This is a genomic window from Actinomycetota bacterium, from assembly GCA_005774595.1.
Taxonomy (GTDB): Bacteria; Actinomycetota; Coriobacteriia; order Anaerosomatales; family D1FN1-002; genus D1FN1-002.
The window spans coordinates 1-6,033 of record VAUM01000105.1 but is presented as its reverse complement, the minus strand read 5'-3'; the positions used below and the strand labels follow the sequence as shown (position 1 = coordinate 6,033).

General features: G+C 67.2%; 8 protein-coding genes. All 8 read left to right on the top strand.

Annotation, left to right across the window (positions count from 1 at the left end; translation table 11 throughout):
• A partial coding sequence (locus FDZ70_05570) for an alanine racemase (GenBank protein ID TLM77445.1) occupies positions 1–317 on the top strand: 317 nt, incomplete at its 5' end.
• Between the two features lie 139 nt (positions 318–456).
• The gene (locus FDZ70_05565; protein TLM77444.1) at positions 457–828 is read left to right on the top strand and encodes a hypothetical protein; all 372 of its coding nucleotides are present in this window, start codon (positions 457–459) and stop codon (positions 826–828) included.
• A 43-nt stretch (positions 829–871) separates the two neighbouring features.
• Complete coding sequence (locus FDZ70_05560; protein TLM77443.1) at positions 872–2,857, top strand: hypothetical protein; 1,986 nt, start codon at positions 872–874, stop codon at positions 2,855–2,857.
• Positions 2,858–2,925: 68 nt separating this feature from the next.
• On the top strand, positions 2,926–3,195 hold the full coding sequence (locus FDZ70_05555) for an ATPase (GenBank protein ID TLM77446.1): 270 nt from the start codon (positions 2,926–2,928) through the stop codon (positions 3,193–3,195).
• Positions 3,196–3,249: 54 nt separating this feature from the next.
• Positions 3,250–3,828, top strand: a complete 579-nt coding sequence (locus FDZ70_05550) for a hypothetical protein (GenBank protein ID TLM77442.1) — start codon at positions 3,250–3,252, stop codon at positions 3,826–3,828.
• A complete protein-coding gene (locus tag FDZ70_05545; protein TLM77441.1) occupies positions 3,825–4,916 on the top strand; it encodes a hypothetical protein in 1,092 nt (363 codons plus the stop codon). Before FDZ70_05550 ends, FDZ70_05545 begins: the two co-directional genes overlap by 4 nt.
• On the top strand, positions 4,909–5,241 hold the full coding sequence (locus tag FDZ70_05540) for a V-type ATP synthase subunit F (GenBank protein TLM77440.1): 333 nt from the start codon (positions 4,909–4,911) through the stop codon (positions 5,239–5,241). The genes FDZ70_05545 and FDZ70_05540 overlap by 8 nt, the downstream gene beginning before the upstream one ends.
• On the top strand, positions 5,241–6,033 hold a 793-nt coding region (locus tag FDZ70_05535; protein TLM77439.1), incomplete at its 3' end, for a V-type ATP synthase subunit A. The genes FDZ70_05540 and FDZ70_05535, both read left to right, overlap by 1 nt.

Here is a 6,033-nt window from a genome sequence, read left to right as displayed (position 1 = left end):
GGCTGACCTACCGCGCCGCCTCGCCCGTCACGATCGCGACGCTGCCGCTCGGGTACGCGGACGGCGTCCACCGCCTGCTGTCGAACCGGATGCGCGTGCTGATCGGGGGCGTCTCGTGCCCCCAGGTCGGCCGCGTCTGCATGGACCAGCTCATGGTCGAGGTGCCGAGGGGCGTCGAGGTCAAGCGTGGCGACGAGGCCGTTCTCGTGGGGGCGCAGGGCGGCGAGTCGATCACGATGGACGAGGTCGCGGAGCTGGCGGAGACCATCAACTACGAGATGGCGTGCGCGTTCTCGATGCGGCTGGAGCGCCGGTAGTCCGAACGGGTCACCCCGCGTGCGAACTTCGCGCAGGTTCTTGCAGGAATCGGGGGCCGGAAGGGGAACAACGCCGGTGTTGGGGGCGCTGGCGGCCCGAGCGGTCGCCGGTGCCGTGTCGTGCAAAGGGGGTCGTCGGGTGGACGATCAGGAACTCGCCGAGGTGAAGTTCCACCAGGAGACGGTGTCCAAGGACGCCAACTCGCCGCTTCATCTCATCCGAGAGAAGGAGATGGAGATCGCGGGCCGCGTGCTCGCCGCCAAGCGCGAGGCGGAGGAGATCGTCGCCACCGCGCGGCGGCAGGCCGCCGAGACGATCGTGAAGGCGGAGGACGAGGCGGAGGGGCTCGCGGCCAAGAGCGAGGCGAAGGCGCGCGATGCCGCCGAGGCCGAGGCCGTATCCATCCGTACCGCGTCCGAGGAGGAAGTGCGCGCGCTCCGCGAGTCCGTCGCGTCGCGCCAGAAGGAAGCCGTCGAATACCTCGTCGACGTCGTCGCGGGGAAGCGGTAGGGGTCGGCCGGTGAGTCCCGGTCTGCGCAAGGGGGTGTAGCCGATGCTCGTTCCGATGGCCAAGGTGGAGATCATCGGGCCGAAGAACCTCTTCTTCGATGTCCTGAGCATGCTCCACGAGGGTGGCCGCCTCCACATCGAGGACCTCTCCCGGAAGATCCAGACCGGGGAGCTGCCGCTCGACCAGATGGAGGTCTACGCGCGCCAGGAGAAGGACCGCGAGCGGATGGAGGAGATGCTCATCCGCGTCCGCGCGATCCTCAAGGCGCTCAACGCGCCGACCGGCGGCCTCGACTCCGCCGCGCGCAAGCGCGAGTACGACCGCATGTGGCACTTGGACGGCGCGCAGATGGAGGAAGAGGTCGCCCTCGTCATCGAGGAGGTCGAGGAGCGCACCTCCGGCCTCGCGACCGCACACACCTCCATCGAGTCCGAACTGGCGCTGCTCGCCCGGTACGAGCCGATCCTTCAGAAGATCCAGCCGCTCGCGAAGCAGATCGTGTCGACCGGGGCGTTCGATTCGGTCGCGCTGCTCGTCGAGCGCAGGTACAAGGGCGCGCTCGAGAGCCTCAAGGAGGAGCTCGGCAAGCTCACCAAGAACCAGTGCGAGATCGTCTCGACCGACGTCGACGAGGACACCACGGCGGCGATCGTGGTCTTCCCGAAGGCCCACGGTGAGGCGGTCCACAAGTTCCTGGCGATGGAGAACGTCAACCAGATCCGGCTGCCCTCCGAGTTCGAGGACATGCCGTTCGACGCGGCGTACGACGCGATCCGGGAGCGCCGCAAGAACCTGCCGACGGAGCTGTCGGGCATCACGAAGGACCTCGACGAGATGTCGGGCAAGTGGTACCTGCGCCTCTCGGTGATCCGGGATGTGCTCATCGACAAGACCGACGAGATCGCCGCGATCCCGCAGTTCGGGCGCACGGAATACGCGTTCGTGATCAACGGCTGGGTGCCCGCCGGCGACGTCGCGCAACTCCGCAAGGACCTTGCGTCGCGCTGGGGCGGCGAGATCATCATCGAGCAGCAGGAGATCGACGAGCACGAGTACTCCGACACCCCGGTCGCCCTGAAGAACCCGGAGGTCGTCAAGCCGTTCGAGTTCCTGCTCGCCCAGTACGGCATGCCGAAGTACGGGACGGTGGATCCGACCTGGTTCCTCTTCCTGTTCTACCCGCTGTTCTTCGGGATGATCGTGGGCGACGTCGGCTACGGACTCGTGATGCTCGGGATCATCATCTGGCTGCGCATCAAGTACCACGAGAAGCCGGCGATGCAGCTCGCGACGGCCATCCTCGGGCCGGCGGCCACCGCCGTCGTGGCGTTCGGCATCATCTACGGTGAGCTCTTCGGCAACGTGCCGGCCAAGATGGGCTGGATCGCGGGCGAGCCCACCAAGTGGTTCGGACTGATCCCCACCTTCCACCGCGTCGCGCTCGTCACCAACTTCATGTACATCGCGATAGCCGTGGGCTTCGTGCAGGTCATGTTCGGGCTGATCCTGGGGATCGTGAACGGCATCCGCACCAAGCACATGAGTCACGTCTACGAGAAGGGCGGCATGCTCGGGGTGCTCCTTGGGCTGCCGCTCATCATCTTCGCGAGCCTTCCGATGGCCGGCGAGGTGCTCGGCGAGACGCTCGGGTTCGCGGTGCAGGGCGTCGCCGCCCTGCTCATGCTCGCCGGCTTCTTCTTCGCCATCAAGGGAGGCAAGATCCTCGGAGGCGTCGAGTCGATCCTGCAGTTCTCGAACGTGGCGAGCTACATCAGGATCATGGCCGTCGGGCTCGCGGGCGCGATCTTCGCCGACGCGGTCAACGGCATCATCGAGAAGACCGGCAACTTCTTCCTCGGCGCGATCATCGCGCTGTTCCTGCACGGGCTGAACTTCATCATCGCGGCGTTCAGCCCCTCCATCCATGCGGTCCGTCTCAACTTCCTCGAGTTCTTCGGGAAGTTCTATGAGACCGGCAAGCAGAAGTACAGCCCGTTCCAGAAGACCGGAGGTGAAGGAAGCGCATGATGTTCAGCAAGAGGCTCAAGACCGTCCTGTTCGGCAGCGCGACTCTCATGGCGTTCCTCGTGCCCGCCATGGCCATCGCGGAGGAGGCCGCCGCCGAGGGAGCGGCAGCCGGGGGCGACGTCGCGTGGCAGGCGACCGTGGGCAAGGCCCTTGCGGCCGGCCTCGCGATGGGTCTGTCGGCGATCGGCGCCGGCTATGCCCAGGCCAAGATCGGCTCGGCAGGCGCCGGCACGCTCGCGGAGCGCCCTGAGGTGTCGATCTGGATCATCACCCTGCAGGCACTCCCGGAGGTCATCGTCCTGCTCGGTTTCGTGTCGGCGATCATGATCAGCGGATAGCAGACGCTTGACGGCTTTGCCCCACGGGGCGAAGCCGCGACGGAGGAACCGGACATGGCACTTGATGACATCTTCAAGGCGTTGGAGGAACAGGGCGAGGCGGAGTGCGCCGACATCGTGGAGGCCGCGCGTGATCAGGCCGACTCCATAGCGAAGGAGGCGGCTCGCGAGGCCGACGCGATCCGCGCCAAGCGGATCGAGCTGGCGGAGCGCAGCGTCAGGTCGGCGACCGCGCAGCAGATGAACACGGTGCGGCTCGAAGGCAAGAAGGAAGTCGCCTCCGTCAAGGAGGATGCCGTCCAGGCGGTCTTCGCCGCCGCGCTCGGGCAACTGGGTACCCTTCGCGGCACCGCCGGCTACGAGGCGCTCTTCAGGGCGCTCGCGGCCGAGGCCCTCGAGGGCGTCGCCGCGGATGCGGAGGTGCTCGTGGACCCCGCCGACGAGAAGATCGCGGCCTCGGTCCTGTCGGAGATGGGTGTCAGCGCGCCGGTCAGGAGCGAGCTCAACTCCGCCGGCGGACTGGTCGTGCTCACCGACGGCGGCCGCATCGCACGCCGTAACACGCTCGAGGACCGGTTGGACAAGGCGCGCGTGCGCGCTCAGGCCGGGATCGCGGGGATCCTGCTGTCATGACGCCCGTCTCGACAGCGGAGAGCCGTCGGCCGGCGGGCAAGGACTACGGGTACTGCAACGCTCGCGTGCGCGGGATGAAGTCGCGGCTGTTCGATGCCGCGTACTTGGAGCGCCTCATGGGAGCGGCCGACCTGTCGGGCGTCATCCACGAGCTCGTGCAGACCGAGTACAACCCCGACCTGGAGCAGACGCTCATCCATGGCCGTACGGCCGCGCAGGTCGACGAGGCGCTCAAGCTCAACCTCGTGCGCACGTACCGCAAGGTGCTCAGGCTGCTGAACGAGGACGCGTTCTTCCTCGTCACGACGCTGCTCGGCCGCTGGGACCTGTTCAACCTCAAGTCGATCGTCCGCGGCAAGCACGTCCACTTGACCGTCGGCGAGATCCACGACGGCCTGCTCCCGGTGGGAGCGCTGAACGCAGTCGAGCTGGATGCGCTCGCGGCGGTCGAGGACATCCGTGCGGTCGCCGACACCGCCGCGACCTGGGGGCTCGAGTACGCTCCGGCGCTGCGCGCGGGCTACATCGCGTTCGCGAGGAGCGGTGACCTGCCGGAGCTCGAGCTCGAGCTCGACGGCCACTACGCGCGATGGGCCTCGGAGCGGCTCCGGAAGCGGGGAGAGAACGCCGCGCTGGCGCGGCGCATCCTCGGCATGCAGGTCGACACCGTCAACCTCATCACGGTGCTCCGGCTCGTCAAGGCCGATCTCGAGGGTGTTGACCCGATGACGTTCTTCCTCGAGGGCGGCTGGTCCATCCACCGCGACCTGTTCGAGCAGCTGGCGAAGACGTCTGACGTCGACGAGCTGCTCGACCGCGTCAAGGGCACGCCGTACGGCAAGACCCTGGAGGATTCGGCGATCGCCTACCTCGAGGAGAACTCGCTGGCCGTCTTCGAACGTTCACTCGAGACGCTGCTCACGAGGCGCGCGGTCGCGAGCGGGATCGGCGACCCGCTCGGCGTAGGCGTCGTGGTCTCGTACCTGTGGGCGAAGCTCAACGAGGTCACGAACCTCCGCATCGTCGTGAAGGGCAAGGCGATCGGGATGCCGGAGAGCCGGATGAGGAAGGAACTCATCCTTGTATAAGCTCGTCGTGCTCACCGACTCCGACAACGCCGACGGCTTCAGGCTCGCCGGCGTGGACGTCCAGGTCGCCGAGGGTGACGACGATGCGCGTCACAAGCTCAACGCGCTCATCGACGACGAGGCCTCGGGCATCATCGCCGTCAACGAGAAGATGATGGCGGTCATCGACGAGCGCACCCAGAAGAAGATCGACTCCATCTACCGTCCAATCGTCGTCTCGCTGCCGATCAAGGAGACCCTTGAGACCGGCGAGGACCACCGGGCGTACCTGTCCAGACTCATCCGACGAGCCATCGGGTTCGACATCACACTGAGGCGGGGCTGATGATCGCAGGAACCATCTCCAGGATCACGGGACCGGTCGTCACCGCAGAGGGCATGACCGGCTCCAAGATGTACGACGTCGTCCGCGTGGGCGCACAGGGCCTCATGGGTGAGGTCATCCGGCTCGAAGGCGACCTCGCGACCATCCAGGTCTACGAGGACACATCCGGCCTGATGGTCGGCGACGCCGTCGAGTCGACCGAGAACCCCCTTATGGTCGAGCTCGGGCCGGGGCTGCTCTCGTCGATCTACGACGGCGTGCAGCGGCCGCTGCCGGTCGTCGCCCAGCAGTCGGGCGACTACATCGAGCGCGGTACCGTCGCCTCGGCGCTCGACCGCGAGCGCCTCTGGCACGTGGTGCCGAAGGTCGAGGCGGGCGCGCAGGTCGGCCCGGGCGACATCGTGGCGACCACGCAGGAGAGCGAGACGATCGAGCACCGCATCATGGTGCCGCCGGGGTTGTCCGGCACGGTCGTCAAGGTCGTCGCCGAGGGGGACTACAACGTCGACACGACGCTGCTGACCCTGGACGGCGGCGGCGAGGTGAAGATGTCGCAGTGGTGGCCGGTCCGCCAAGGCAGGCCCTACAAGCGCAAGCTCGACCCGACCACGCCCTTCACGACCGGCATGCGGATCCTCGACACGTTCTTCCCGATCGCGCTCGGCGGCAACGCCATCATCCCGGGCGGGTTCGGGACCGGAAAGACGGTCACGCAGCAGTCGCTCGCCAAGTGGGCCGACGTCGACGTCATCGTCTACATCGGCTGCGGAGAGCGCGGCAACGAGATGACAG